This is a genomic window from Penaeicola halotolerans, assembly GCF_016464625.1.
In the GTDB taxonomy this organism is placed as follows: Bacteria; Bacteroidota; Bacteroidia; order Cytophagales; family Cyclobacteriaceae; genus Penaeicola; species Penaeicola halotolerans.
Genome location: NZ_JAEAGO010000003.1, coordinates 622545 through 648185, shown reverse-complemented (window position 1 = coordinate 648185; position 25641 = coordinate 622545). Strand labels below are relative to the sequence as shown.

Below are 25641 nucleotides of genomic sequence, written 5' to 3'. Positions count from 1 at the left end.
TATGGTTTAAGAATGATGAAATGATAGCGCTCGATGGGCGCTATTATTTTTTTAAAGTGTTTTTAACCAAGCGAGCCGCCTATCAAAATAGTAAAAAATATAAATCCCTGTAAATAAAATACTTACAGGGATATTGAAAGTGTTTGTGGAGTCGGAGGGATTCGAACCCTCGTCCAGATAAGGAGACTATGCACCCTCTACATGTTTAGTTGCACTTTAGGTTTTCGACTTCAGCTGGTCGGCAACTACCTACTTTCCGCTTAGCCACTAGAGTTTCATTGCCATTTAGTAGCGTCATAGCAACTAGTTAAGTCTGATCGACACCTCAACTCAGCACCGACAAAACGAAATGCTGCGAGATGTGGCCCGGGAATCCTCTTGGACTCAACCGATTAGCCCTATCTAGGAATTAACCGTAGATTAGGCAGCCATGGCGTAATTAGATTCGCCAAATATGGTTCGAGCGAATTGCTTAAGGATGTACACTCCACACCCTACATGACAGGTACACGTAAACACTTACTGTCAAAACCGGTCGACCCCGATTTTCATAAAAGACAAAAGTAGCACAAAAAAAGTTCTCTCTATCTTAGTTCTATACATATTCATTGAGGGAAGATTTTTTATCTCAGTGATGTCTGACAAACGCGCTATTTTTATAAATTGCATCAATGGAAAATTTTGTAGTCTCTGCTAGAAAGTATCGCCCAAGTGATTTTGCAAGTGTAGTAGGTCAGTCGCATATCACCACTACGCTCAAGAATGCTATCAAGAATAATCACCTAGCTCAGGCATTTCTATTTTGTGGACCTAGAGGCGTAGGAAAAACTACCTGTGCGCGTATATTAGCCAAGACAATCAACTGTCAAAATATCACTACCGATTTTGAAGCATGTAATGAGTGTGACTCTTGCAAGAGCTTTAATAATAGTGGTTCCTTTAATATCCATGAGCTTGATGCCGCTTCTAATAACTCAGTAGATGATATTAGAAACCTAGTAGAGCAAGTTCGCTATGCGCCTCAGTCAGGAAAAAAAATCTATATCATAGATGAGGTACATATGCTTTCAAATCAAGCATTTAATGCCTTCTTGAAAACGCTAGAAGAGCCTCCAAAGTATGCTATTTTTATACTTGCCACCACAGAGAAGCATAAGATCATCCCTACTATACTCTCTCGTTGTCAGATATTTGATTTCAATAGAATTCAGGTTAATGACATCACATCTCATCTTCAATATATAGCAGAGAAAGAGCAGATTGAAGCAGAAGCAGAAGCACTTAGGTTGATCTCCACTAAGGCAGATGGGGCTTTGAGAGATGCTTTATCTATTTTTGATCTTATCGTGACATACTCAGCAGGTAGTAAAGTCACTTATCAGAATACCATTGAGAATCTTCACATATTGGATTATGATTATTATTTCAAAATGACAGATTTTCTCTTGGAAGAGAAGCTTTCAGATGCACTTTTGACTTTTGACGAAATCTTAAAAAAGGGCTTTGATGGTCATAATTTTATCTTGGGTTTGAGTGAGCATTTTAGAGATCTTTTAGTGTGTAAAGATACAAATACGATTAAGCTACTTCAGGTATCAGAAGGTGTAGCTGATCGTTATAAATCACAATCATCTAGGTGCTCAGAGGCATTTTTACTCACTGCCTTAAACATATGCAATCAAGCAGATATTCAGTATAAGGCTAGTAAAAATCAAAGACTGCATATCGAGCTTACCTTGATGAAGTTAGCTAAAATCAAGTCTGCCTTGAGTCTAGGCCATTTGGCTGAGGAATTAAAAAAAAAAGACTGAGTCAGACGGATCACTCTGAAATCAAGCCAGCTGGAGAATTAAAAAAAACAATTTCAAAGACTGTCTCTGAAACTTCAGTCAGACCGACAGCCAAATTGCCATCCCTCACACAGCTCAAGTCTAAAGTGACAGAAAGGGCTGATATCATAAGCGAGAAAGAAGCAGCTGCAGAAAATCAGGATAATGATGATAAGCCTATTATGGCAAGTGACAAAGATGACAAATCTCTAACTACAGAGGAGGTCAAAGAAGCACTTGATAAGGTCATCGAGCAATTCAAAGCTGACGCAAGAAGCATTGAGAGCACTATCCTAAAGAATGAATTTGTATTGACAGATCGCACCATAGCGTTTAAGCTTTTAGGTGAAATGCAAGATGAGCGCTTTCAGAAGATGAAACCCGAACTCAAAGGGTTGCTCAAAAACTTATTAAAGGTTAATCAGCTAGAGATCACTTCAATGATGGTAAAGGAAGCGGATACGAGACCTAAGCTTTATACTTCTACAGAAAAATTTAATTACCTAAAAAAGAAGTCTGCTATACTTACTGAAATGCAACAAAGATTTGGTTTAGAAACTGATTTTTAATTTGCTAAAACTCTAAAACGACTCCTAAGTTAATCAGGTTTTGTACTTGAAGCAATCCTCGCTTTTCAGATCCATCTTCTTGTCGTATCAATACTCGCTCGTCATAGATGAGATTGGTCTCTATCTGCGTACTGATATATTTGTTCACTTTCATCCTTAGGATACTCTCAAGGTTGACTACCATATTTCCAAATGTCTCGTAATTCGAGAACAAGTTGATATTTGCATCCCATTGGATATTTTCCATGACTTTGAGACTAGTAGTGGCATTGATAGAAGCACCTGCCTCTGATCTCAGGTTTTGTCCTCGCTCCACACCAAATGCGCCTTCATTGGCCAGTGAGTCTAATCTCACCACTGTAAATCTCCCTGTAAAAGGAGAAGCAATCAATGAGAACTTACCGTTGACAGTATAGTTGAGACCTGTTGAGGACTGAATGTAGCCTGGTGCTAAAATGGATGAAGCTAGTATCTTGCTTTCGGATGTGGCGCCACTAGGAGTGAAATACCTAAAGCCAGGGAGTAGCTGAGTTCTTAGTTCTAATAGGGAGGATAGATAGAGATTTTGATTGATCTGTCTACCATATTTTGTGCTAAAATTAACAGCATCATTCGTTTTTCTCAAAGGATAGTCTCTATCAGACTGTCTATTAAAACCACCATTGATCGTCAATCTGGTATTCCATATATTTTCATCTTTTTTATAATCCAGAAAGATGTTAATGGTCGAGTTGAGTGCAAAGGAACTGTTGCCACCTGCTGCCCAATTGACCAAGCTAACTTGCTGCATATTGACACTGTAATTGCCTCTGATTTTCCAGTTGCGCTCTTTGATTTTGACAGTATCTAAGTCAGGGATATAAGGGGCCAAAAATGAACTATCATAGATGACTTTCCCTTGGTAATTTTTGATAGCATCGAGTCTTCTATTGATTTTTAGGATGACTTCTTCTATGCGAAGTGGTCTAGAAGGGCGTAGCATATCCCTACTGGACTGTCTTACCACTTGAGCAAAAGCAGTCGCAGAGCATCCTAATAATAGGATGGCTAAAACGTACATTTTTAGATTAATACGCAATTTACTGTTCTCTAAATCCCCAGACCAAAACCTCTTGGCTTTGATACGTTTGCTAATCGATATTATTTTATTCGATTAGCTCTTATTTTTAAAATTTCCCCTTGTTGCAGATCATTCTCAGACTTGAGATTCCAAGCCTTTAGGTCGCTGACAGTCACTGTATACTTGCGAGCAATGTCAAATATGCTCTCTCCTGCAGCTACTTTATGATACAAATATTCTCCAGTAGTCGGTATCTGGATCACTTGTCCAATCGAAAGCGTACTCTGCGCTGTAAAATTATTGGCTTTTTGAATGTCAGCCACAGAGACACCATATTTTTTAGCCAATGCAAAGAGTGTTTCTCCAACTACTACTTTATGCTCTACCATTCTGACAGCTGAAAGTGGTGCTGAAGCAGGTTCACTTTCTATGATGACCTTTTCAGCTTCTTGACTGTTTGATTGTATACTTATTGTTGCTTTTGGAGTCTCTGAAGTCTCAGCTACTGTTGATTTAGTGAGTTTTTTACCACTCCTTTCTAGCCAGTAGGCATCATAAGCGATGGCTTCTCTTGGAGACCTTGTACGCTGCAAGTAGAGGATCATACCTACTTGTAAGTTATTGTCATTGTAGATTCTGTTTTTAGACTTCAATGCACTGAGTGTGATTCCATATTTTTGGGAGATTTCCCAGAGCTTATCACCAGGCTTTACGATGTGATAAGGTACTAGCCCTTCTCTACGCTTTTTCTCTGTGTAATAGTACTTTCCTACTTCTTGTCTTTGATTACGTGTCATGTCATTGAGCTTTCTAAACTTAGCTTCTGGCATGCGAGCATCTGTTGCCATAGAGAACACTGTGCCTCCTCTGGCAGCCATGATGCCTTGTAGTCCATTGACAGTGATCCAGCCAGCTTTACGTGAGGCTAGTGTGTCTCCAGAGATTCTAGGGAACTCTATGGACTGATCGATCACTTCCATGAGTGTATAGACGTTTCCAGAGGCGTCTGTATCCTGAGTTAGCTCGATGGTAGCTTCAGTCGTTGTGGCAGGTGTTGATTTTCTAGTATTGGTATTACTTCTGATCGGCTTGCTTGCTGGTGTCGTAGTAATATTTTGAGTAGTAACTTCAGGTGTAATATTTTCTGCCAATGAATGGTTCTGTGTAGGGTAATAAATAGCATAATCTCCTGCTGGGAAGACATCTGTTTGAAGCCACTTATTATATTCTTTAAGTGTATTTTCGTCTACTTTGATGTCGTTGGCGATCTCTGATATCCTTTGGTTAGCAGCTGGCTTATGTATAGCGAGTTGGGTATTATCAGAAGTAGGTTTTCCGATATGTGCTTCAAAAGCGATTTTATGAGCCAAGAATTTCTTAAAATACCAATAAGTGTTTTGATCTATAGCGACTTCTTTTTTTCCATTATATCGGTCACCAAGGATGCCTTTGGCTCCTCCGAGTCCCGCTTGATAGGAGATGAGTGCACAAAACCAATTATTAAAATATTGATTGTTTTTTTTCAAATAAGTAGCGGCACCTCGAGTTGACTTTTCTATGTTTTTGCGATCATCTATGGTACGGTCTACCCTCATCCCAACTTCCACTGCAGTGGCTTCTTTGAACTGCCAAAACCCTACAGCATTTGAGGTAGAAACCGCATCAGATATGAGGGCACTTTCTTGGATGACTAAGTATTTAAAATCATTTGGCAAGCCTTCCTCAGCGATGATTTTTTCTATGAGAGGCATATACAAATTGACACGATCCAATTTGATTTGAAAATATTTTTCACTTCTTGTAAGGGCATCTACATCAGCTTGAATTTCTTTTCTTGCTTGATTATTCAAGGTTAGCTCTAGGTCTGCAAATCTTATTTTCTCAGGAACGGTCAGCTCTTGAGCCTTGGATAGGAAGGAAATCAATAAGAGAAAAGTGAGTAGTAGGCTTTTCAGATTTGTCATAGGTTCACCCTGTAGTGGTTAGTGTTTTATTCATTACTTCTTTCTAGCAACTAGTAGGCCATCTCGTATGGGCATGAGTACATTTTCTACCCTTGGATCATTTTGAACTTTAGTATTGAAGTCCAAAATAGCTCGCGTGTCTTTATCTATTTTTTGACCAGCTTCTACGATAACCTTTCCTGACCAAAGGACATTGTCAGAGATGATATATCCCCCAGGTCTAACTTTGTCTATCACTAAGTCATAATATTTTGCATAATTGATCTTATCTGCATCAACGAAGACCAGATCAAAAGTCTCTTCTAAAGTTGGGATGATCTCTAGGGCATTCCCCAACAGATACTTAATACGATCAGACAGTCCAGCTTCTTCAAAGAAGCGATTCACCATAGGCGCCAGTTCATCATTGATATCTATCGTATACATGATGCCGTCAGGAGTGAGTCCTTCTGCGAGACATATGCCAGAGTAGCCAGTATATGTACCGATCTCCAATATCCTTTTAGGACGAATCATATGGCTCATCATTGATAGTATGCGCCCTTGGAGGTGACCAGAGAGCATTCTAGGCATGAGCACTTTGGCATGCGTCTCTCTTGTTATTTTCAAGAGTAGTGGATGCTCTTTATCAGAGTGGTCTTCACAATATTTTAAGATATCTTCTGGTATAAAATCCATCTCAATTTTTTGGTAAGTAAGTTAGCTGACTCAGATTATCCATTTGAAAAACCTCATTGGCTAAATCTTGTAGTTTTTCAGCTGTGATACTATTGATCTCATCAAATAGCTCATCTATGGGCTCTATTTTTTCTAAGTCTAGAATAGATCTGCCGAGCATGATCATGATGCCAGAGTTGTTTTCTTCCGCCATGGCTATCTGTCCTATGGCTTGTTCTTTAGCCATGTGGAGTTGTAGTGTCCCTAGTTTTTGCTCTCTGAGTTTCTTGAGTGTGCGCCAGACTGCTCGTCCTGCTTTATCAACCTGTTTAGGCTCTGTTCCATAAAATATAGTAAACGCACCACTGTCAGTATATGGCTGATAAGAAGACTCTATACTGTAGACGAAGCCATACTTCTCTCGAAGCTCGAGATTTAGCCTAGAAGTCATACTAGGACCTCCTAAGATATTATTCAGTAAAAAGAAGGGTATACGGTTTTTATCCTTTAAACTGTAGGCTGTAGACCCAATAGCACATTGAGCTTGGGTGATTTCTCGCTCTATAGTTCTGATACTCGGCTGATAAGTAATGAATGGAGCTCTCTGATGAATCCTACTGGTAGCAGGGATATCTTTTAGATAGCGCTCTGCAAGTTTGATGACTTTTTTAAATGGGATATTACCTACGCTTGAGAAGACGAGTCGGTGAGTATCTATTCTTTCTGCTACGAAGTCTTTGAAGCTGTTTTGGTCAAAACTATTGACAGAATCTACTGTGCCGAGGATATTTTTGCCCATTGGGTGTTCCCCATAAAGTAGCTCATCAAATTCATCTTGGATGGCATCATCTGGAGAGTCAAAGTACATGGACATCTCTTCCAAGATCACTTGTCGCTCCTTCTCTATTTGTTTTTCAGGAAATGTAGAATGAAAAGTGATATCAGCTAGTAGCTCAAATGCTTTGGCAAAATGCTGGTTGAGAATGGAGGCATAAAAGCAAATCTTTTCTTTAGTAGTATAAGCATTGAGTTCTCCGCCTACCGAATCGAGTCGATTGAGTATATGAAAAGCTTTACGCTTTTGAGTGCCTTTGAATGCCATATGTTCCCAAAAGTGAGCAAGACCTTCTTTGCCTGGATCTTCATCCCTACTACCTATATCTAAAATAAAACCGCAATGAACGATTTTAGTATGATTTACTTCTTTGTGTATCAGCCTGATGCCATTAGGCAAGGTGTGCAATTCGTATTCCTTCATTGATCTCAAAAATACCGAATTATAAGGAAATATAAAGCCTAACTTGATGCTTTGTCTAAGACAAGTGTAAGATAGCTGTTAAAGTTACGCTGTTTTGATTTTGAGGTACTCGGATTTCTTAAATTATCGTATTTTGTGTAGCTTTCGCCCTTATTTTAAAGCAAACTTGAATAGTCTATATGCAATTATCGATCATCATCAGTACTTATAACGAGCCAGAGTGGTTAGAGAAAGTGATATGGGGATATGAGCAGCAGTCATTCAAGGATTTTGAACTTTTGATAGCAGATGATGGCTCTAATGAGCGTACAAAAACAGTAGTCGAAAAGTACATAAACAAGACTTTTTTCCCAATCAAGCATATATGGCATGAAGATCAAGGCTATCAAAAGTGTACTATTCTAAATAAGGCTATCGCGAAAACTTCCACAGACTATATCTTATTTTCAGACGGAGATTGTATCCCAAGAAGAGACTTTGCTCAGACTCATGTTGGTTTGGCTGAGAAAGGCTACTTCCTATCTGGAGGAGCTATCAGGATGCCTATGTCATTAAGTCAATTGATCTCTAAGGAGGACATTATTGCTCAGCGGTGTTTTGACAAAAATTGGTTAGAGACAAATGGACTTCCTAAGAAGTTCTTTAAAAATTTGAAGCTAACACAGTCACCTACACTGGCTAATATTTTGAATAAAATCACTCCTGCTAAAAGTACATGGAATGGGGGTAATGCTAGTGGTTGGAAGTCGGATATCATAGCAGTCAATGGCTTCAATGAGGACCTTCATTATGGAGGTCAAGATCGTGAGTTTGGTGAGCGCATGTTTAACCTTGGATTGAAATCCAAGCAGATCAGGTATTCAGCTGTTTGCGTTCATCTAGAGCATCACCGTGCATACAAGACCAATGATGCAATCAAGAAAAATAAGGAAACCAGAAAAGCTGTCATTCAGAAAGGATTGGTGAAGGCGGCTAATGGAATAGATAAATATTTAACTAATCAATAACCAAATGTGGGGTAAACTTTTCAACCAATTAGGAAGAGACTATAGAGATAAGTTTCTAAAGAAGATCAACAAGCTTGAGCGACCTTTTATGAAAAATAAAGAGCTCGACATCATTCTCGAGGTGATCACTAAGAAGCAACCGAAAAGATCTCTAGAGTGGGGAAGTGGTTTTAGCACTTTGTGGTTTCCAAGCCTAATCGAAAAGAGAGATCTTTGGCTTGCGCTGGAGCATGAAGAGGATTGGGCTAAATTAATTCAAAGCAAGAATACTGATGATAAGGTACGAATAGATTATGTAGCGAGTGAAATTCCGGGCTGGAATAATAAAGAAGACTACAAAAAAGACGGTACTTATGAAGAGTTCAAAAGCTATGTAGAATATCCTGAGCAGTTTGCGCCTTTTGATTTTGTTATGATAGATGGCAGAGCGAGGATAGATTGTCTCAAAAAAGCCTTTGATATAGTCAATGATGATGCGATTATCATCTTTCATGATTGCAATAGACCACATTATCATAAGTATCAAGACCTCTTCAAATATGGAGTGTTCATCACGGATCATCGTAAGAGTCATGGAGGAATGTGGATCGGATCCAAAGCTACGCCTATAGAGGAAGTTTTGGATGTTGCCTATCATCAAGAGCTTTGGAGAAGGCATACTAAATTAGCCTTGGCTTTTAAGTTTTAGTAAATACTAGATACAGATGCTATGAAATACTTACCAATAGACCAAAAGCTATTTATAGAAAACAGAGCGAATCTTATAAAACATTTGCCTGCTAGATCTATCGCTGTCTTTAATTCTAATGACATCATGCCCACTAACGCAGATGGGACAATGCCTTTTAGACAGAATAATGACCTTTTTTATCTTACGGGAATTGATCAAGAGGAGTCTATCTTAGTCCTTTTCCCTGATTTTCATCACGAACATCAGCGTGAGATTTTATTTTTAAAGGAGACCAATGAGCATATTGCGATTTGGGAAGGTCATAAGTACACCAAAGAAGAAGCTTACGAAACATCAGGGATCAGGTCTGTCTATTGGCTTTCGCAGTTTGAAAATGTATTCAACACACTAATGGCAGAAGCAGAAACGGTCTATCTTAATAGCAATGAGCACATCAGAGCAGTAGTAGAGGTAGAGACGCGTGATGCACGCTTTGTGAAGTGGTGTAAAGAGCATTATCCGCTACATACTTATAAGAAAGTAGCACCACTGATGCATGATCTAAGAGCTATAAAGCATCCAATAGAGATCAAACAGTTACAACAAGCCTGTGATATTACCAATAAAGGTTTTAGAAGGATATTGGAGTTTGTAAAACCAGGGGTGACAGAATATGAGATAGAGGCAGAATTTATCCATGAATTTATCAGAAATAGATCTAAAGGCTTTGCCTATACACCGATCATCGCTTCTGGATATAATGCCTGTGTGCTACACTACATCGAGAATAATCAACCTTGCAGGGATGGGGATTTGATACTATTTGATGTAGGGGCAGAGTATGCCAACTACAATGCAGATATGAGCAGGACTATCCCCGTGAACGGAAAGTATACACAAAGACAAAAGGATGTCTACAATGCTGTCTTGCGTGTGCAACGCGCATCTATGGATATATTACGTCCAGGTACGACTATACCTGAGTATCATAAAGAGGTGGGAAAAATCATGGAGTCAGAATTAATTGGACTTGGACTTTTAGATAAAACGGATGTCAAAAATCAAAACCCAGAAAGCCCTCTTTACAAAAAATATTTTATGCATGGGACTTCTCATCATCTCGGCTTGGATGTACATGATGTGGGAAATATTTATCAGAAAATCAAACCAGGGATGGTTTTCACAGTGGAGCCTGGGATATATATCAGGGAAGAATCCATGGGAATCAGACTTGAAAACAATATTGTGATTCAAGAAAATGGTTACTTCGATCTGATGAGAGATATACCGATAGAAGTAGAAGAGATAGAGGAGTTGATGAATAGATAAACAAAAAGACCAATCGTGAGATTGGTCTTTTGCATGATATATTTAGCTGTGCTAATTATCCAATAGATACTCTTTTGAAAGCAGAGACAGTCAATCCTTTGCTTACACCGTCTAGGTACTGAGCGATAGACTTGCTGTTATCTTTTACAAAAGCTTGGCTCAAAAGCGTGTTCTCTTTGTAGAACTTGTTGAGTTTACCCAAGGCGATTTTCTCAAGCATATCTTCTGGCTTACCTTCTGCTCTAGCTTGCTCTTTACCTACTTCGATTTCTCTTTCTACTAATGATGCATCTACACCATCTTTGTCAAGAGCTACAGGGTTCATAGCAGCGATTTGCATAGCCACGTCTTTTCCAGCTTCTACTACATCACTACCATTTACATTTGCTAGGGCTACGAGTACACCTAGTTTGCCTGTTGAGTGGATGTAAGGAACGACTACTTCACCTTTGATAGCATCTAGTGCAGAGATTTCAAGTTTTTCACCAATTTTACCTGTCATTTCGATGATTTTCTCACCTACTGTCAAGTTTTCGAATTTAGCTGCTTTTAGAGCATCGATATCAGTGATGTTGTTTTTCACTGCGATATCAAGGATGCTAGAAGCTAATTCTACGAAACCTTCATTTTTAGCTACGAAGTCAGTCTCACAAGTGAATGAAAGAATCAAGCCTTCAGTCTGAGCATCATTTACTTGAGAAAGTACTACACCTTCTTTAGTCTCTCTATCTGATCTAGAGGCAGATACTTTCTGACCTTTTTTTCTCAAGATATCGATAGCAGCATCGAAATCACCATTTGCTTCAGTTAGGGCCTTCTTACAGTCCATCATACCGGCACCGGTCATTTGTCTTAGTTTGTTAACGTCTTGCGCTGTGATAGCCATGTCGATTTATTTTTTATGTTGTGTGAATTGCTAATAACAAAAAAATTGAACAAAGGCTGAAAGGCCATATGTTCAATTTTTATAGTATAATCATTTGTTGTAAGCTTACTCTTTTTCTGCTTTAGCAGTGTCAAGTGCTTTTTTTGCTTCCTCTTCCTCAGTAGATTTAGCATCGTCCTTATCTCTTTTTCTCTCAGAAAGACCTTCTTCGATGGCTTCACCGATAGCTTTCATCAATAGAGCGATAGACTTATATGCATCATCATTGGCAGGGATTGGGAAATCTACCTCACCAGGATTAGAGTTAGTATCAACTAATGCAAATACAGGGATACCTAGTTTTTGAGCTTCTTTGATGGCGATGTGCTCTCTCTTGATGTCTACTACAAAAAGTGCAGATGGTAATCTTGTAAGATCAGCGATACCACCAAGTACTTCTTCTAGTTTCTCTCTTTGACGAGTGATCATCAACCTTTCTTTCTTTGCTAGTACTTTGTAAGAATCTTCCTTCATCATCTTGTCGATAGAAGACATTTTCTTCAAAGATTTTCTGATTGTAGCAAAGTTAGTCAACATACCACCTAGCCATCTTTCAGTGACATAAGGCATGTTTAGTTTGCGCGCTTCCTCAGCTACCAAGTCTTTGGCTTGCTTTTTAGTAGCGACAAACATGATTTTCTTTCCTGATCTTACGATCTGCTTGATTGCGTTAGATGCTTCTTCGAGGCAAACAAGCGTTTTATTTAGGTCTATGATATGGATACCATTCTTCTCCATGAAGATGTAAGGCGCCATTCTAGGATCCCACTTTCTCGTCAAGTGTCCAAAGTGAACACCAGCATCTAGTAAGTCTTTATATTCTATTTTTGCCATTAAATATATAGTTGTATAAATATAAAAGAGTCGATATTAACGCTTAGAGAATTGGAATCTCTTTCTAGCCTTAGCACGACCGTATTTCTTACGCTCTACCATTCTAGGATCTCTTGTCAAGAAGCCTTCTTTTTTCAAAGCGCCTCTGTGCTCAGGATCAAACTCGCAAAGAGCTCTAGAAATCGCTAATCTGATAGCTTCTGCTTGTCCTTTTGGACCACCACCATCTACATTGATCTTGACATCGTACTGACCATCCACAGAAGAAAGCTTCAATGGCTGCTTTACGATGATTTGAAGCAATTCGAATGGAAAGAAGTTTTCAAGCGATCTGTTGTTGATCGTGATTTCACCTTTGCCAGGCTTCATGTAGATTCTGGCTACAGATGTTTTTCTTCTACCTATTGTATTGATAATTTCCATCTATTCGTCCGAATTATAGTTTTACTTCTTTTGGTTGCTGCGCTTCGTGCGGATGCTCTGTACCTTCATACACATAAAGGTTACCGAATAACTGTCTTCCCAATCTGTTCTTAGGAAGCATACCTCTCACAGCTCTTTCTACCAATAGTCTAGACGACTTAGCTTTCAACTGTCTAGGAGTGATTTCTCTCTGACCTCCTGGGTAACCTGTGTAAGATAGATATACTCTATCATCCCACTTCTTACCGGTCATTCTTACTTTGTCAGCATTGATGATAATCACGTTATCACCACAGTCTACGTGAGGAGTATAGCTAGGCTTGTTTTTACCTCTGATGATTTTTGCTACTTCACTAGCTAGTCTACCTAAGACTTTAGCGTTCGCATCGATCACTACCCAGTTCTTCTCTACAGTAGCCTTGTTTGCCGAAATAGTTTTGTAACTTAAAGTATCCACTGTTAAAATTTTTATTTTTAGCTCTTACTTGAAGGTATTCGCCCTAAAAGGGACACAAAGATAGGTGCTAAATATTTGAAATGCAATAGACTCAAATATTTATAACCGAAATTATAGTGTGCTGCGAATACGTATTATTCAGTGATTTAGGAAGCTATCTATTCAAAAAACCGACTCGATCGGGTGAGCAGTTCTCTGCACTTTTGGTCTAGGTCATCTAGCAGAGGTCTAAGGTCTCTACTAAATTAATGCGGGGCAATTGACACTAAACTGAAGGTCAGAGATTCAAATATAGACTATAAATACTGACTGAATAAGGGCGCAAAAGTAAAGAAAAATATTTCTGAAAGAAAGTATCTTTGATATTTTAAGTCAGCAATTTGTTTATTTTTCACCTTTTGAGCTTTCCTCAACTATTCAGGTCTAGTTGCTTGATCAGCACAGCCATGTCTTTTGGATACGGAGATACTACGTCAAGTTTTTTTCCTGAAAGATTTTCAAAATGAATGGCATAGGCATGAAGAGCTACACGTTGCATGAGGGGACGTTCCTCCTCTTCCTTTTTAAGGTTGAATTTTCTTTTAATCTGAGAAAGAAAAAGTGGCTTGCCTCCATAAAGTTCGTCTCCACAGATAGGCGCATTCATAAAAGATATGTGGGCCCTGATCTGGTGTAGCCTTCCAGTGACTGGTTGGCACTCTACTAGTGTGTGTGCCTTGTAACTTTTGATGGTGTCAAAATAGGTCAATGCAGGCTTGCCATCCTTATTGATTTTTGCTATTCCTTTATTAGTAGTTGAAAGATTACGGTCCACTCTTGTCTTTTTAAAATCATGTATGCCTTCTACGACAGCATGATAGATTTTCTTAACAGATCGATCTTCAAACTGCATAGCAATGTGTCTGTAGGCCTCTTGATTTTTAGCAATAACTAGACAGCCAGAGGTTTCTTTGTCAAGTCGATGGCATACTTGTGCTGATTCGCAATAGTCTTTGGCAAGCGCTAGGATATTTCTCGGATCATTTCTATCGTCTAAGGTAGAGATATAGGGAGGCTTATTGATGACGATAAAGTCCTCATCTTCGTGTATGATCAGATCCTTAAATACTATTGGTTTCATGATGCGCTTTTTAAGAGGATGCAAAAGTACTCAAACATCCCTGAAGCAACAAGCAACTAATCCATGGAGTTGATTTTCTCGGTAGGCTCTTCTATTGTGGCCACAGGATTGACAGCTTTCTGTAATTTGAAGCTAAATACAGAACCTTTACCTACAGATGAGGTCACGGTGATTTTGGTTTGGTGAGCTTCTAAGATATGCTTGACGATTGCTAGTCCTAAGCCAGTGCCGCCTTTTTCCTTGCTACGGCTTTTATCCACTCGATAAAATCTCTCAAAGATCCGCTTGATATCATCAGCAGGGATCCCTTTGCCATTGTCTCGGACGGAGATCGTGATGTCCGACTTATTTCTATCCAGTTGAAGTTCTACGATTCCTCCATCTTTATTGTATTTGATAGAGTTAGAAATTAGATTTTGGATGACCCTGAAAATCTTGTCTTTGTCAGCATGAACCATATAAGGTTTATCTGATTTTTTGATAAGCTGAAGGCTGATTTCCCTTCTTTCTGCTTTGTGTTCCAATTGCTCAAATACCTCAGGAATGATCTCTAGGAGGTCAAAGTCCTCGTAATGGAATCTTATAGATCCATTTTCCATTTGAGACAGGGTGAGCAGGTCATGTACGAGCTTGTCCAAAGCGTTCAAACTTTTGGCAGCGCGCTTGAGAAACTTCATTCTCACGGCCTTGTCATCTATGGCTCCGTCTAGTAAAGTATGGACGTATCCCTGGGCAGAAAATATCGGTGTTTTGAGTTCGTGAGAGATATCTGCGATAAATTCTCTCCTAAAAGCAGCTAGCTTCTGTAGTTCATCGATTTCTCGCTGTCGGTCAGTAGCATAGATGTAGATTTCATCGTTGATCCTTTTCAGTGGGTGAAAAGATCCCTTGCTAGGCTTTTTATCCAAAAAAGTCAAATCTTTTTTTTGGAGCTTTTCAAAGACATTGTAAAGCTTATTGATCTCTCTAAAGATGAGAAATTCAAAAGTGATGTAAATCAGAAGATAGGAAACAGAAAATGGGATGACAGCTCCTACGAAAAGTTGAAATCCTGTCACGCCCTCTACGAGCGAGAGAAAAGCTACTGAAAGTCCTGCAATGGCAAAAGCTAGTAGAAGTGCTATTCCTCTCGAACGTAACGGCATGTTGATGGTATTTTAATCAAATTTATATCCTACACCTTTTACAGTAGTGATATAGTCTTCGCCTATCTTTTCACGGACTTTTCGGATGTGCACATCTACCGTACGCGCTAGGACGAAGACGTCAGCGCCCCAGATATTTTGAAGCAGCTCATCTCTACTGAATACCATATTAGGGTTTTTTGCCAAGAAATACAGCAGTTCAAACTCTTTTTTTGGCAGGGTGAGAATTTTTCCGTTTTTATCTATGGTATAGCTCGTCTTATCTATGATCAAGTCTTTGATGCGAACTTGTACGTTTTCTTGCTCCTTTTTAGATTCTCTTCTAAAGAGTGCTGAGATTCTGCTCATCAGTGCCCTTGGCTTGATAGGCTTAGTGATGTAGTCATCAGCTCCTACGTCAAAGGCAGCTACTTCAGAGTATTCTTCTGATCGAGCGGTGAGGAAAATAACAAATGCTTTTTTGGTTTCTGGAATTTCCCTGATCTGGCGGCAGGTTTCCACACCGTCTTGGTGGGGCATCATGATGTCTAGTAGGATGACATCGGGGATGAATTTGGCGGCTACTTTGACTGCTTTGATACCGTCATTTGCAGTAGCGACCTCATACCCTTCTTTCTCAAGGTTATACTTGAGTAGATCGACTATATCTTGCTCGTCATCTACTACAAGCACCTTGATTTTTGGCTTGTCACTCATAATTACTTGGTTAATGGTTAATTTTAGTGCTAAAATAAAGAAATGAAAGCGTATAAATCACACCATTACCAAAAAATATTTGGCAAATAGACAATTAAAATTGGGAAACAATCAAAACGTAAGGTCGAGGCCATTTCTTAGACCTGTGGCTGATTTGATATCGATGTCTATCGAGCCTACAAACATTTTTGCTTTGATTTTGAGGGGAATTTTGTTGAGGTCATCAGATAGCCAGATTTTGATAGGTTTTTCCCCGTCAAAAAGTTTGTTTTTCGGCAGAATTGGTGAAAATACAAGTGTCTGTATGTCTCCTATATTAGTCTTTAGGCTTTCTCTTCCTTCAAAAATCATTTCAAGGTTATATTCTTCCTCATTGAAGAAGCCCTTGATCTTAATGACTTCTCCTGCCTTCCTATTTTTAAATTCTAAAGTACGTAAGTAATAGTATCCGCTCACGATGTCTTGCATATTAGGATCTATAGGATACGTCTTCTTTTCTCTCAGAGCCTTTGTTTGTTTGTCCAGTTTAGAGACGATGGCTACCTTGTTTTTTCTATCAAAATCTACGATCTCATTTTTTCTGTATCGACCTTCTTCTATGTATCTATATGATCTATGAGGAAGCATCGTAGCAGTATCTACATAGGTGCCCCAGTGATCTCTCACTTTTGTGAAAAAATCAAAGACACTAAGTGTCTTTCCATAAACATCAATTTTATAGGCAGGTCTGTTATTGATAGTATGAATTTCTGGGCTGATTTCCATGCGAGCATCCGCAGCATTGAGCCAGCCGACCATGACACGATAAGTCAGGACTTCTCCTTCTGAAAAAGCCATGTTTTTATTGAAAGAACCCTCATTTTCTTTTACAAACGTAAAAGATGAGATCAATAATAGTCCGAAAAAGTATCGCGCAATTTTAATCATATCCCCTTTAAAACTGGTTGTGATGAACAACCCAAAATTCATACCATATGTATTGATAATCAATTTGCTTTTGTTGCTAAACTATTAATTTTTTTCTGAATTCACGTTTCATTGAGCCCTTTTATTGGATTCTGTGTATTTGATTATTTAGGCGCTTCTACGTACTTTCACAAAAAGTATTTTTGCAATCTAACAAATGACTATATAATGAGTGGAAATTCCGAAAAATTAAAGGCATTGCAGCTCACCATAGATAAGCTCGAAAAAGCCTATGGTAAGGGGACTGTAATGAAGTTGAGTGACAATAAAGTGTTGGATGTGCCAGCTATTTCGACAGGGTCGCTTGGGCTGGATATGGCATTGGGGATTGGTGGTGTGCCAAGAGGGAGAGTCATAGAGATCTACGGTCCAGAATCATCAGGTAAAACTACTCTGACCATGCACTGCATAGCAGAAGCTCAGAAGAAAGGTGGTTTAGCAGCTTTTATCGATGCTGAGCATGCTTTTGATAAAACCTATGCGGAGAAGCTAGGAATAGATACTGAAAATCTCCTGATCTCTCAGCCTGATAATGGAGAGCAAGCACTTGAGATCGCTGAGCACCTTATCAGATCGGGGGCTATTGACATCATCGTGATAGATTCAGTAGCAGCCCTCGTGCCAAAGGGAGAACTAGAAGGCGAGATGGGAGATAGCAAAATGGGTCTTCAAGCAAGACTAATGTCTCAGGCACTCAGAAAGCTAACTGGCGCGATCAACAAGACGGGTTGTGCATGTATTTTCATTAATCAACTTAGAGAGAAGATCGGAGTGATGTTCGGTAATCCAGAGACGACTACAGGTGGTAATGCCCTGAAGTTTTACGCCTCAGTCAGACTAGATATCAGAAGAATCGGTCAAATCAAAGAAGGCGCTGATAATATCCTAGGTAATAGAACACGCGTCAAAGTGGTGAAAAACAAAGTTGCTCCACCTTTCAAAGTGGTAGAGTTTGACATCATGTATGGTGAGGGAATCTCTAAAGTAGGGGAGATCATAGACTTAGGTGTTGAGTTTGATATCATTAAAAAAGCTGGCTCTTGGTTTTCGTATAAAGAAAATAAGCTTGGACAAGGTAGAGATGCGGTCAAGTCACTTCTGCTAGATAATCCAGAGCTGATGGAAGAGTTAGAGAAGCAGATTAAAGACAAGTCTGGCTTGATCAAAGTGTCTGCTTCAGTAGAAGAGTGATTATAGATATAATGATAGAATTAAAAAAGGAGCTTTGTGAGAAGCTCCTTTTTTATTGATGTATGATATTATGATTTAGCTTCTGATTGCAAGTACTGGATCTAGTCGAGCTGCTACAGCCGCAGGAATGATACCTGATGCCAAACCGATCACTGTAGAAATGCCTATGCCAAGGACTATATTGCCTATACTGAGAGTAACTTCTAGCGTACCAAGAGGAACAAGAGTCAGTAAAAAGACTAGGCCTAAACCCATCAATCCACCAATCAGACTCAAGAAAACTGCTTCAAATAGGAATTGAAATAATATAAAGTAGTTTTTAGCACCAAGTGATTTTTGGATACCGATGATGCTAGTTCTTTCTTTGACAGAGACAAACATGATATTCGCGATACCAAATCCACCAACGAGTATGGAGAATCCACCAATCACCCATCCAGCGATACCGATCACATCAAAGACGGACCCGATAGCATTGGCTATGGCTTCAGGTCTATTGAGTTCAAAGTTATTGTCTTCTGTAGGCTTAAGTCCACGTTTGGTTCTGAGAAGTCCCTCCATCTCATACTCTAATTCGATCAGACCGATATCGCTTTCGAGTCCTTTGATCGCGATGGTAGGTTCTATACCAAATCTCCCTCCTACGAAAAATGACTTCGTGAAGCTTTTATATGGGATGTAGCAATTGTCATCATTGCTTGAAATTCCAAAGAAACTTTCACCTTCTTTTTTCATCACACCGATCACGGTATATTTCATCCCCCTGATTTTAATCTCTTTGCCTAGTGGATCTTGAAATGGAAAGAGCGTTTCAGCAATATTGGCACCGATGATCGTGGTGTTTCTAGCATTGTTAATTTCTTGCTGTGTGAAGTAGCGCCCTTTCTCTATAGGCACTTCAAAGACATCTTTGTGCGCGAAGAGGATGCCTGTGAGATTCACTCCTGAGATAGAGTTACTTTCTCTTTTGATCAAAATACTCCTTGAGGCAGATATGGTAACAGCCTCTGCAGATTTGACTCGATCTCTGAGAAACTCATATTCTTCATAGCTGCCAGCAGGTCTTTGAAAATATTTCCACCAAGGGAAGTTAGGCTCGCCTACAAATGGAAATCTGTCGACTCTGATAATATTAGACCCCAGAAATGAAAAGCTACTCTTGATGTTTTTTTCTAAGGAGTCTACCAAGGTAAACACCGCAATGATAGCAAAAATACCTATGGTCACACCAAGTAACGATAGGATGGTTCGCAGGATATTGCCACTAAGGGCTGACCATGCAAAACGGAAACTTTCGAGGATTAGACGGATAACTAGCACAACAAAATGGATTTAGGGATTATATGAAAAAAGTCTATCTATTTGATTTGTAATTTATTAACTTTGCAGTTTTTCTAACAATAAGTTTGTGTATAAAGTTAGAGAATTATTCTAATAAACTCCTTAAACATACATATGAAATTATCTGATTTCAAATTCGATCTTCCACAAGGCTTAATTTCTTTACATCCGGCAGAAAATAGGGACGAATCACGCTTGATGGTCGTTCACAGGGATTCTGGCGAGATAGAGCATTTAGCTTTCAAAGATATACTTAATTATTTTGATGATGGAGACGTCTTTGTAGTCAATGACACCAAAGTATTCCCCGCTAGAATGTACGGTAATAAAGAGAAGACGGGTGCTAAAATCGAAGTTTTTTTATTAAGAGAACTCAATGCAGAATATAAACTCTGGGACGTACTAGTAGATCCTGCTCGAAAAATCAGAGTAGGCAATAAGCTTTACTTTGGAGATGGTGAATTAGTAGCCGAAGTCATAGATAATACTACTTCTAGAGGGCGTACGATCAGATTTTTGTTTGATGGCTCTAATGAAGAGTTTTATAAAATGGTAGATACGCTGGGCGAAACACCCCTCCCTACAGTCATCAAAGATAAAAGAGATGCAGTAGAAGCCGACAGAGAGCGCTATCAGACAGTCTATGCTGAAAATGTAGGAGCAGTGGCTGCACCGACAGCGGGGATGCACTTTACTAAGCAACTACTCAAAAGGCTAGAAATCAAAGGGGTGGACGTAAGTCCGATTACGCTCCATATAGGATTGGGGACTTTTCGTCAAGTAGAGGTAGAAGATCTGACTAAGCATAAGATGGACTCCGAAAACTATCAGATCTTACAGCCTACTGTAGATCTAGTCAATAGAGCCATAGAAAATAAAAAGAGAGTCTGTGCAGTAGGGACTACCGTATTGAAAACGCTAGAATCCTCTGTCACTGCCAATAATATGCTCAAAGCTAGCGAAGGATGGACGGACAAGTTTTTGATTCCGCCAGCAGAATTTAAAATAGCGAATGCATTGATCACTAATTTTCACCTGCCGGAATCTATCCTTCTGATGAACGCAGCTTCATTTGCGGGTTATGACTTGCTCATGAAGGCATACAAGATAGCGATCAAGGAAAAATATAAGTTCTTTAGCTATGGAGATGCGATGTTGATCCTCTAATCTATTTTGAAAAATATGTATGATTAAAAGTTTCAGTGATTAGTTTTACTGAAACTTTTTTTATGCAAATAAGCCTGTGAAAAAATACGCGATCATAGTAGCTGGAGGAAGCGGTACACGCATGGGTGCGCCAGTTGCCAAGCAATATTTGGAGATAGGAGGGATGCCAGTTTTGATGCATACACTTTTGGCTTTTGAGAGATTTGATGCTGAGATCACTTTGATTTTGGTGATTCCAGAGCTGGATTTTGACTATTGGAAAAAACTATGTAAGCAGTATGAGTTTGAGGTAAAACATTTATTAGTAGCTGGCGGAGCGTCTAGGTTTCAGTCTGTCTATAATGGTTTGCAAGCGATCAAAGGCAGTGAAGGCTTAGTAGCTATCCATGATGGAGTGAGACCTTTTGTTTCTTCTCATACGATTCAGCAAACATATGAGCAAGCAGCAATTCATGGAAGTGCTGTAGCGGTGGTATTACCAAAGGACTCCATCAGAGTAGTGAAGGAGTCGAGTAGTTCCTCAGTAGATCGAGCAAAATATCGACTGGTACAGACTCCGCAGACTTTTCGATTGGATTTGATCAAAAAGGCTTTTGAACAAAAGGAGAGCCCTCTTTTTACAGATGATGCTAGTGTGTACGAAAGTGCGGGAGGAACCATCTTTCTGACTGAGGGCAGCTATGACAATATCAAAATCACGACTCCAGAAGATCTGATCTTTGCCGATCACATACTTCGGTCAAAAAAGTAGCGCATCATTCACCGATTTTTATCGGCTATTCACCTAGTTTTTTCGATTGCCGACCTTTTTGCTCTGAGGGTAGCGAGCGTTTCTCGGTAGTTTTGTTTCATCAGATTTTTAAAACATTAAAACAAATTCGTCATGTCAAGCAAACAAAACAACACAAACAACATCACACTAGGATTTATCCTATTAGGCATTGGGGTATTTTTACTACTCAGACAGTTTGACTTTTTTGGGATTGTATTTCCCACACTCAAGTCATGGTGGCCATTGACATTTATAGGCATTGGGGTGGTCAGCTTAGTCAAAACTCAGTTTAAGAGTGGATCAGGATTGGCTTTCTTACTTTTTGGCTTGTTCTTTTTCATCAAAAAGAACGTAGGCTTCCCAGCAGGCACAGAACAGTTTTTTGTACCAGGAGCACTGATTTTATTGGGAGCATTTTTTATCTTGAGAAATAGGAGACAGGTTCAAAGTATGAATGCAGCTAGAAAGGTATTTGATGAAAGCTATGATCCTGCTGTAGATGGTGCTGATATGGTCAATGCAGAAGCGATATTTACGGGGATTCAACGAAAAGTACTTTCCAAGCAATTTAAGGGAGGGCGGATTACTACTATTTTTGGTGGGACAGACATCGACCTTTCACAAGCTGATTTAGCGCCAAATGCACTACTTTATGTAGATGTTGTATTTGGTGGGGTGAAGTTGATCCTGCCTCCTCACTGGGATGTGCAGGTACACGCTTCGAGTATTTTTGCAGGTGTAGAAGATAAAAGAATGTATCCTCAAGCAGGACAGGATCCTACTAAGGTGTTGCATATACATGGATCTATTACATTTGGTGGACTAGATATCAAATCATACTAACCGTGCTTACAGCGCTTTTTCAACAAAAGAAAGTCAGTAGCATTTTGCTAGCAGCTATGGCCCTACTTTGGGTCATGGCTGCTGCTTATTTATTGTTGAGCTATGGATTGACACTAGAGGTTGGGGCATTGGATGCTGTTATTTCTCTGTTGATTTTGGCTTTGGGAGCCTTTATTTTAGAGAAGATTTTTAATTTTTTTACACCAACGCATCGCAATTGGACAGTCAGTATTCTTTTTCCGCTGGGATTGAGTGTTTTTTGTGCCTTTTTGCAGCAATTGATCTCTCAACTGATATTTGATGCAGACCATGAATACATGACTTTTTGGCAAGAGACTATGCTCCTTAGAGGATATATTTATTTTTTGATTTTGACGGCACTGATGGGACTTCAAGTATATCAAATGCGACTAGAAGCCCAGCTAGAAGTGAGAAAGAGAGAGGAGCAAACCACTCAATTGGCCAAAGAAGCTGAGCTGTTTAGATTGAAGCAGCAGCTACAGCCACACTTTTTATTTAATAGTCTTAACTCGATCAGTGCGCTGGTCAAATCTGATCCAGACAAAGCTAGAAAAATGGTACTGCAGCTTTCAGATTTTCTAAGAAATACTATCCGAAAGGATGATAGAGCGTGGTTATCCGTAGCGGAAGAAGTTGACTACTTAAAGCTTTTTACTGAAATAGAGCAAGTTCGCTTTGGTCATAGACTCAGGGTCGTTTTTGATGTAGAGGAAGCTGTCTTAGGACTTCAATTACCTCAATTACTCATACAACCACTCTTAGAAAATGCCGTCAAGCACAGTTTGTATGCTATTTTAGGAGAAGTGACTATTCAAGTCATTGCGAGAAAAAAACTAGCTAACTTGATCATCGAAATCAAAAATCCTTTTGACCCTAAGGCAGGTCAAGTCAGTGGTTCAGGATTTGGATTGGAAGCAGTCAAACGGAGGCTATATTTATTATTTGGTCGACATGATTTGATAGAGATCAAGCAAAATGAAAATGAATTTGAAGTAAAAGTCATCATACCACAAGCCTATGTATAAAGTAATCATCATCGATGACGAGCCATTAGCCGCTACCATAGTTCAAGAGTATTTATCGAATTACGCTGACTTTGAAGTAGTACAAACGTGTCAAAATGGCTTTGAGGGGCTTAAAGCTATTCAGCGAATCCAGCCAGATTTGATTTTTCTAGATGTACAGATGCCAAAGCTTAATGGTTTTGAGTTGCTTGAGCTACTAGATGAACAACATTCAGTGATTTTCACAACTGCATTTGATGATTATGCAATGAAGGCCTTTGATGCACATGCCGTAGACTATCTTCTAAAGCCTTTTTCAGAAGATAGATTTGCGCAGGCGATCAAGAAATTTAAGTCTACACAAGAGTCTAGTAACCTCTCTGAGATGTTAAAAGATGAAGTGCTTACACATTCAGAATCAGCCCATAGGGTGGTAGTCAAGGTGCGTAATGAGATCAAGATCATCCCGATCAAAGATGTCAAATACATCCGAGCCAATGATGATTATGTAGATATACACACGGGGGAAGGGAAATTTTTGAAAAATAAGACTTTAACCCATTTTGAAAAGGTGTTGCCAAATGATGTCTTTGTGAGGGTACATCGCTCCTATATAGTCAGTGTAGATCAGATCACGAAGATAGAGCCCTATGAAAAGGATAGCTATGTAGTCATCTTAAAAACTGGCGAAAAGATCCCTGTCAGTAAGACTGGACTTCCCAAGCTGAAAGCCATCTTAGGTATATAAAAAAAATAGCCCATGAAGGGCTATTTGATTTAATACTCGTCTTCGTTGAAGAAGAAGTCATCCTTAGTAGGATAGTCTGGCCATATCTCTTCGATATTTTCGTATGGCTCACCATCATCTTCTAGTTCTTGTAAGTTTTCCACTACTTCTAGTGGTGCACCTGAGCGAATCCCATAATCGATCAACTCGTCTTTAGTAGCCGGCCAAGGGGCGTCTTCTAAATATGATGCTAATTCTAATGTCCAGTACATAGGCAGATAAATTTATAATACCCTTTTAAATGGCGTGCAAAAATAGAAACATCCTTCGAATTTGCAATTAAATGTTAAAGAATATTATCGGTTTAATCCTTTCAGAACGTAATTTTTTATTCGGATTTTACGCTCTTGCCCACCGATTTTCTTTTTCACTTCAAATGCAAAACTTCCTTCAGGCGATCTAATGTTTCCAGCGTTGTCTTTGATCTTGTCTAATTCGCGCTCATCTCTTGAGATTAGATCTCTAAGAAGTGAAGACTTTATTTTCTTTTGTTCCTCTGCGCTCAAGTCATCAAACGATGGATTTTTAGATCTACTGATGCGGTCTAAGAAGTTCTTTTCTTTGATCACGTCAGCGAAAAAAACGAAGTCGCGAAACAATAGTTGTAAATCTCGGCTCTTTTTTACTTGAATTTTTTTCCAGTCAGTTTCAGCCCTTTTCACCAAGCTGACGATCTCATCTGAAGCGATAGGTATTTCAGCCAATTTTTTGATATCCTCGACTAGTGTTTTGGCTTTTTCCATGGCTTCACGAGGGTTAAGCATGGCAGCTTCTTTTGATTTTTTATATCTCCAAAAGACCGTGTTGTGGATCTTAGTAAACCTATCCCAAAGTGGCTGTCTAGATTCTGCTGGGATCTTTCCTAGAGACTTCCATTCATTGAGCAAGTCTTTGCAGGCATACATAGCCTTACCCGCATCATCCATTTTCAAGACTTCTTCAGCCCTTCTGACGACATCTTCATAGTATTTTACATTTCCCTCCATTTCTACACGGAGCTTTTCGTAAAACGCCTTTTTATTTTCAAAGAAAATATCAAATGGCTGTTTGAAAGCAGCTTCTATCTCTTCTTCTAGGGCAGGATCTACTGGGCCAGTTTTGATCCATTTATTTTTGATTTCCTTTAAAGCTTCAGTTGCTTCAGGCCAATTAGTATCATGCTGAAGTGCCTCAGCCTCCTCGATCAATGACTTTTTGATCTCAAGATTACGCTCTCGATTGCTAGAGATGATTTCATTGAGGAAAATCTCCAACTTCTCAAGCTCAGCGATCAAAGGTAAAAAGTCACCCAGTCCATCATAGGACATTAGGGAGTCCTTTAGATGAATCAATTTCATCAGATAGGAACCTTTATTTTGCTTCTCTTCGATGTCACTCTTGAGTTGCGCTACTTTTTCTTTGGCGATTTCGAATTTGTCTTCAAAATATTTCAGTGTAGTAGCTTCATCTTCTTTGACTTCCCCGATGATTCTATCTTCCCTGCCAAGGAAACCTTTCTGGTAAACTTTACCATCTTTGATGTATCCGTAAGGGTGATCCATGTGCTATAAAAATGGGTGTTAGTGTGAGATTTTATAAGAACCTGCAAATTAATTAATTCATACCG

The 25641-nt window shown here is 39.2% G+C and carries 26 protein-coding genes and 1 other RNA gene; 11 read left to right on the top strand and 16 right to left on the bottom strand.

Annotation, left to right across the window (positions count from 1 at the left end):
* Positions 1-143: 143 nt before the first annotated feature.
* Positions 144-543, bottom strand: a transfer-messenger RNA (tmRNA) gene (ssrA, locus tag I5349_RS10490).
* A 128-nt stretch (positions 544-671) separates the two neighbouring features.
* Between ssrA and I5349_RS10485 the strand changes: the two genes are divergently transcribed.
* Complete coding sequence (locus I5349_RS10485) at positions 672-1811, top strand: DNA polymerase III subunit gamma/tau (protein ID WP_226390712.1); 1140 nt, start codon at positions 672-674, stop codon at positions 1809-1811.
* Between the two features lie 95 nt (positions 1812-1906).
* Complete coding sequence (locus I5349_RS10480; RefSeq protein WP_226390711.1) at positions 1907-2398, top strand: hypothetical protein; 492 nt, start codon at positions 1907-1909, stop codon at positions 2396-2398.
* A 4-nt stretch (positions 2399-2402) separates the two neighbouring features.
* Here I5349_RS10480 and I5349_RS10475 read toward each other — a convergent pair whose 3' ends face one another.
* From I5349_RS10475 to I5349_RS10460, 4 genes are all read right to left on the bottom strand, one after another.
* Entirely contained in the window at positions 2403-3458 is a 1056-nt protein-coding gene (locus tag I5349_RS10475) for a DUF3078 domain-containing protein (protein ID WP_226390710.1), read from the bottom strand.
* Between the two features lie 80 nt (positions 3459-3538).
* The gene (locus tag I5349_RS10470; protein ID WP_226390709.1) at positions 3539-5422 is read right to left on the bottom strand and encodes a LysM peptidoglycan-binding domain-containing protein; all 1884 of its coding nucleotides are present in this window, start codon (positions 5420-5422) and stop codon (positions 3539-3541) included.
* A gap of 33 nt (positions 5423-5455) precedes the next feature.
* The gene (locus I5349_RS10465; protein ID WP_226390708.1) at positions 5456-6100 is read right to left on the bottom strand and encodes an O-methyltransferase; all 645 of its coding nucleotides are present in this window, start codon (positions 6098-6100) and stop codon (positions 5456-5458) included.
* A gap of 1 nt (position 6101) precedes the next feature.
* Entirely contained in the window at positions 6102-7337 is a 1236-nt protein-coding gene (locus tag I5349_RS10460; protein WP_226390707.1) for a M16 family metallopeptidase, read from the bottom strand.
* 179 nt (positions 7338-7516) lie between these two features.
* Between I5349_RS10460 and I5349_RS10455 the strand changes: the two genes are divergently transcribed.
* From I5349_RS10455 to I5349_RS10445, 3 genes are read left to right on the top strand one after another with little or no spacing between them, the layout of a single operon-like run.
* Positions 7517-8344 carry a glycosyltransferase family 2 protein gene (locus I5349_RS10455; protein WP_226390706.1) on the top strand — a complete coding sequence of 276 codons (828 nt, stop codon included), beginning with the start codon at positions 7517-7519 and terminating at the stop codon, positions 8342-8344.
* 4 nt (positions 8345-8348) lie between these two features.
* A complete protein-coding gene (locus tag I5349_RS10450) occupies positions 8349-9032 on the top strand; it encodes a class I SAM-dependent methyltransferase (RefSeq protein ID WP_226390705.1) in 684 nt (227 codons plus the stop codon).
* A 21-nt stretch (positions 9033-9053) separates the two neighbouring features.
* Positions 9054-10343: an aminopeptidase P family protein gene (locus tag I5349_RS10445; RefSeq protein WP_226390704.1), complete on the top strand. Its 1290-nt coding sequence runs from the start codon at positions 9054-9056 to the stop codon at positions 10341-10343.
* Between the two features lie 55 nt (positions 10344-10398).
* On the opposite strand, the gene tsf is transcribed toward I5349_RS10445, so the two are convergent.
* From tsf to I5349_RS10405, 8 genes are all read right to left on the bottom strand, one after another.
* Positions 10399-11229: a translation elongation factor Ts gene (gene tsf / locus I5349_RS10440; protein WP_226390703.1), complete on the bottom strand. Its 831-nt coding sequence runs from the start codon at positions 11227-11229 to the stop codon at positions 10399-10401.
* Positions 11230-11334: 105 nt separating this feature from the next.
* Entirely contained in the window at positions 11335-12102 is a 768-nt protein-coding gene (gene rpsB, locus I5349_RS10435) for a 30S ribosomal protein S2 (protein WP_226390702.1), read from the bottom strand.
* 36 nt (positions 12103-12138) lie between these two features.
* Complete coding sequence (rpsI, locus tag I5349_RS10430; RefSeq protein WP_226390701.1) at positions 12139-12525, bottom strand: 30S ribosomal protein S9; 387 nt, start codon at positions 12523-12525, stop codon at positions 12139-12141.
* 13 nt (positions 12526-12538) lie between these two features.
* On the bottom strand, positions 12539-12982 hold the full coding sequence (gene rplM, locus I5349_RS10425) for a 50S ribosomal protein L13 (RefSeq protein ID WP_226390700.1): 444 nt from the start codon (positions 12980-12982) through the stop codon (positions 12539-12541).
* Positions 12983-13391: 409 nt separating this feature from the next.
* Entirely contained in the window at positions 13392-14102 is a 711-nt protein-coding gene (locus I5349_RS10420) for an RluA family pseudouridine synthase (RefSeq protein ID WP_226390699.1), read from the bottom strand.
* A 56-nt stretch (positions 14103-14158) separates the two neighbouring features.
* Positions 14159-15247, bottom strand: a complete 1089-nt coding sequence (locus I5349_RS10415) for a sensor histidine kinase (protein WP_226390698.1) — start codon at positions 15245-15247, stop codon at positions 14159-14161.
* 12 nt (positions 15248-15259) lie between these two features.
* The gene (locus I5349_RS10410; protein WP_226390697.1) at positions 15260-15943 is read right to left on the bottom strand and encodes a response regulator transcription factor; all 684 of its coding nucleotides are present in this window, start codon (positions 15941-15943) and stop codon (positions 15260-15262) included.
* A 111-nt stretch (positions 15944-16054) separates the two neighbouring features.
* Positions 16055-16870, bottom strand: a complete 816-nt coding sequence (locus I5349_RS10405) for a DUF3108 domain-containing protein (protein WP_226390696.1) — start codon at positions 16868-16870, stop codon at positions 16055-16057.
* A 207-nt stretch (positions 16871-17077) separates the two neighbouring features.
* Here I5349_RS10405 and recA point away from each other — a divergent pair, with 207 nt between their 5' ends.
* Entirely contained in the window at positions 17078-18100 is a 1023-nt protein-coding gene (gene recA, locus I5349_RS10400) for a recombinase RecA (protein WP_226390695.1), read from the top strand.
* A gap of 75 nt (positions 18101-18175) precedes the next feature.
* Here the strand turns inward: recA and I5349_RS10395 are convergent, their stop codons facing one another.
* Positions 18176-19420, bottom strand: coding sequence for an ABC transporter permease (locus I5349_RS10395; RefSeq protein WP_226390694.1), 1245 nt, complete (start codon positions 19418-19420; stop codon positions 18176-18178).
* Between the two features lie 135 nt (positions 19421-19555).
* On the opposite strand from I5349_RS10395, the gene queA reads away from it, so the two are divergent.
* From queA to I5349_RS10370, 5 genes are all read left to right on the top strand, one after another.
* On the top strand, positions 19556-20608 hold the full coding sequence (gene queA / locus I5349_RS10390; protein WP_226390693.1) for a tRNA preQ1(34) S-adenosylmethionine ribosyltransferase-isomerase QueA: 1053 nt from the start codon (positions 19556-19558) through the stop codon (positions 20606-20608).
* A 76-nt stretch (positions 20609-20684) separates the two neighbouring features.
* Positions 20685-21359, top strand: coding sequence for a 2-C-methyl-D-erythritol 4-phosphate cytidylyltransferase (locus I5349_RS10385; RefSeq protein WP_226390692.1), 675 nt, complete (start codon positions 20685-20687; stop codon positions 21357-21359).
* A 132-nt stretch (positions 21360-21491) separates the two neighbouring features.
* Positions 21492-22223 (top strand): LiaF transmembrane domain-containing protein, encoded by a 732-nt coding sequence (locus I5349_RS10380; RefSeq protein ID WP_226390691.1) that lies wholly within the window; start codon positions 21492-21494, stop codon positions 22221-22223.
* 2 nt (positions 22224-22225) lie between these two features.
* The gene (locus I5349_RS10375) at positions 22226-23269 is read left to right on the top strand and encodes a sensor histidine kinase (protein WP_226390690.1); all 1044 of its coding nucleotides are present in this window, start codon (positions 22226-22228) and stop codon (positions 23267-23269) included.
* Positions 23262-23996, top strand: coding sequence for a LytR/AlgR family response regulator transcription factor (locus I5349_RS10370; protein ID WP_226390689.1), 735 nt, complete (start codon positions 23262-23264; stop codon positions 23994-23996). Before I5349_RS10375 ends, I5349_RS10370 begins: the two co-directional genes overlap by 8 nt.
* A 29-nt stretch (positions 23997-24025) precedes the next feature.
* Here I5349_RS10370 and I5349_RS10365 read toward each other — a convergent pair whose 3' ends face one another.
* Together I5349_RS10365 and I5349_RS10360 are read right to left on the bottom strand one after the other, a co-directional pair.
* A complete protein-coding gene (locus tag I5349_RS10365; protein ID WP_226390688.1) occupies positions 24026-24247 on the bottom strand; it encodes a DUF2795 domain-containing protein in 222 nt (73 codons plus the stop codon).
* 84 nt (positions 24248-24331) lie between these two features.
* The gene (locus I5349_RS10360; RefSeq protein ID WP_226390687.1) at positions 24332-25576 is read right to left on the bottom strand and encodes a DUF349 domain-containing protein; all 1245 of its coding nucleotides are present in this window, start codon (positions 25574-25576) and stop codon (positions 24332-24334) included.
* Positions 25577-25641 lie beyond the last annotated feature (65 nt).

What these genes read in the sequence shown, in the direction of transcription:
- I5349_RS10485 (WP_226390712.1), top strand. Translation starts at nt 672, where the DNA reads ATGGAAAATTTTGTAGTCTCTGCTAGAAAGTATCGCCCAAGTGATTTT.
- I5349_RS10475 (WP_226390710.1), bottom strand. Translation starts at nt 3,458, where the DNA reads ATGTACGTTTTAGCCATCCTATTATTAGGATGCTCTGCGACTGCTTTT.
- I5349_RS10470 (WP_226390709.1), bottom strand. Translation starts at nt 5,422, where the DNA reads ATGACAAATCTGAAAAGCCTACTACTCACTTTTCTCTTATTGATTTCC.
- I5349_RS10465 (WP_226390708.1), bottom strand. Translation starts at nt 6,100, where the DNA reads ATGGATTTTATACCAGAAGATATCTTAAAATATTGTGAAGACCACTCT.
- I5349_RS10460 (WP_226390707.1), bottom strand. Translation starts at nt 7,337, where the DNA reads ATGAAGGAATACGAATTGCACACCTTGCCTAATGGCATCAGGCTGATA.
- I5349_RS10455 (WP_226390706.1), top strand. Translation starts at nt 7,517, where the DNA reads ATGCAATTATCGATCATCATCAGTACTTATAACGAGCCAGAGTGGTTA.
- I5349_RS10450 (WP_226390705.1), top strand. Translation starts at nt 8,349, where the DNA reads ATGTGGGGTAAACTTTTCAACCAATTAGGAAGAGACTATAGAGATAAG.
- I5349_RS10445 (WP_226390704.1), top strand. Translation starts at nt 9,054, where the DNA reads ATGAAATACTTACCAATAGACCAAAAGCTATTTATAGAAAACAGAGCG.
- tsf (WP_226390703.1), bottom strand. Translation starts at nt 11,229, where the DNA reads ATGGCTATCACAGCGCAAGACGTTAACAAACTAAGACAAATGACCGGT.
- rpsB (WP_226390702.1), bottom strand. Translation starts at nt 12,102, where the DNA reads ATGGCAAAAATAGAATATAAAGACTTACTAGATGCTGGTGTTCACTTT.
- rpsI (WP_226390701.1), bottom strand. Translation starts at nt 12,525, where the DNA reads ATGGAAATTATCAATACAATAGGTAGAAGAAAAACATCTGTAGCCAGA.
- I5349_RS10420 (WP_226390699.1), bottom strand. Translation starts at nt 14,102, where the DNA reads ATGAAACCAATAGTATTTAAGGATCTGATCATACACGAAGATGAGGAC.
- I5349_RS10415 (WP_226390698.1), bottom strand. Translation starts at nt 15,247, where the DNA reads ATGCCGTTACGTTCGAGAGGAATAGCACTTCTACTAGCTTTTGCCATT.
- I5349_RS10410 (WP_226390697.1), bottom strand. Translation starts at nt 15,943, where the DNA reads ATGAGTGACAAGCCAAAAATCAAGGTGCTTGTAGTAGATGACGAGCAA.
- I5349_RS10405 (WP_226390696.1), bottom strand. Translation starts at nt 16,870, where the DNA reads ATGATTAAAATTGCGCGATACTTTTTCGGACTATTATTGATCTCATCT.
- recA (WP_226390695.1), top strand. Translation starts at nt 17,078, where the DNA reads ATGAGTGGAAATTCCGAAAAATTAAAGGCATTGCAGCTCACCATAGAT.
- queA (WP_226390693.1), top strand. Translation starts at nt 19,556, where the DNA reads ATGAAATTATCTGATTTCAAATTCGATCTTCCACAAGGCTTAATTTCT.
- I5349_RS10380 (WP_226390691.1), top strand. Translation starts at nt 21,492, where the DNA reads ATGTCAAGCAAACAAAACAACACAAACAACATCACACTAGGATTTATC.
- I5349_RS10370 (WP_226390689.1), top strand. Translation starts at nt 23,262, where the DNA reads ATGTATAAAGTAATCATCATCGATGACGAGCCATTAGCCGCTACCATA.
- I5349_RS10365 (WP_226390688.1), bottom strand. Translation starts at nt 24,247, where the DNA reads ATGTACTGGACATTAGAATTAGCATCATATTTAGAAGACGCCCCTTGG.
- I5349_RS10360 (WP_226390687.1), bottom strand. Translation starts at nt 25,576, where the DNA reads ATGGATCACCCTTACGGATACATCAAAGATGGTAAAGTTTACCAGAAA.